Raw genomic sequence first — 640 nt, forward strand, 5'->3', positions numbered from 1 at the left:
GGCCGCCGCCGCCGAGCGAGTATTCGCGGCGAGTACTCACCCGACGCCTTGAATACTCACTCGACGCGTTGAATACTCACTCGCGAGCGCGGGGGCTGTTCACCTTTCGTTCACTTGGAAAGCGCACTCTCGTAACAGTCGCTCTCTACCGTCGCGGCGGTTCCCGCACGCGGGCCGGCCCGACACCGAAGGATCACAGTGAAGCTCCCCCGTTTCGCCCAGATCGGCGCGCTGACCGCCGTGGCCGCCCTGACCCTCACCGGCTGCGCGGTCAACGAACGCAACCTCGGAGCCGTCAGCGACAGCGATCTGTCCGGCGACATCGCGGGCGCCGGCGCATCGTCGCAGGAGGTCGCCGTGCAGGCGTGGACTGCGGGCTTCCAGACCGCCAACCCCGGCGTCGAGGTCACCTACGACTCCGCCGGCTCGGGCGCCGGCCGCGAGTCGTTCCAGGCCGGCGCCGTCGCGTTCGCCGGCTCAGACCGCCCCTTCACGACCGAGGAGCTCAAAGGCACCTTCGCCGGCTGCACCGAGGGTTCCGACATCCTGCAGCTGCCGACCTACATCTCCCCCATCGCGGTCGTTTTCAACGTCGCCGGCGTCGACTCCCTCGACCTGGATGCCACCACCCTCGCGGGCC

General features: G+C 69.2%; 1 protein-coding gene. It reads left to right on the forward strand.

The window, feature by feature from the left end:
* Positions 1–198: 198 nt before the first annotated feature.
* Positions 199–640: substrate-binding domain-containing protein (locus NQ160_RS24430; protein WP_257517542.1), on the forward strand; the 442-nt coding region annotated here is incomplete at its 3' end.

The organism is Microbacterium sp. zg.Y909 (assembly GCF_024626565.1).